Origin of the sequence: Empedobacter sp. UBA7252 (assembly GCF_002472765.1) — a bacterium.
Taxonomy (GTDB): Bacteria; Bacteroidota; Bacteroidia; order Flavobacteriales; family Weeksellaceae; genus Empedobacter; species Empedobacter falsenii_B.
In genome coordinates this window covers 2,500-3,252 of the sequence record NZ_DKSQ01000097.1, presented here as the reverse complement: position 1 = coordinate 3,252, position 753 = coordinate 2,500, and positions in this window count along the sequence as shown.

Below are 753 nucleotides of genomic sequence, written 5' to 3'. Positions count from 1 at the left end.
TTAAATTATTTTCTTAACGTGAGAGTTTTAATGCCGGTTTCTTCATCCTTTTTCTATACTAAAATTCATTTTTAACAACGAATTTATAAATCGTCATTGTTGAAGAGTCGAGATTGCTTTAAATAAGAATTTTAAAGCCGACATACGATTTGCAGACGAGTTTCAATCCATTGAAACAAGCGTAAAAAAGATTAGTGAGCGTATGCGAATCATTTAATCTTTTTAGTGCGTGAGATGGTAATTGAACGTCGAAAATCGCAGTCTTGATTTTTTGATTACTTTTTGATCAAGCAAAAAGTAATATACCGAAGCTTATCAAGCTTCTCCTCTTAATCTCAAATGTTTTTGCGTCAAGGTAAAAATGAACATAGTTAAGCATTTAGCGAGTAATTGTTATTTATCGTCTAAGTCTTCGATACAACGTTTTACAAACGTCACTCTGACTGACGATAAAAGAAGCAGAAATGAATTTAGCGAGTAGTCGTTATTGACCGACTTGTAAGCATAGACTTGACTTTTTTTGGTTCGTTTTTGTGTCAAGACTTCCCCGAAGGGCATATGAATTCATTTAAAAACAATTAAAAAAGTAATGAATAAAAATGAATGAATATAGTTTTTCATAATCCTTCTTTTTAATTAAAATTCGTAGTCACTTTTAATACGGGCACTGAGGCAATCGAAGTGCAGAATCTTTTGTCACTTTTTTTCGTCAAAAAAACTAACGAAAAAAGACTTGGCCGTAAACCTCTCTAC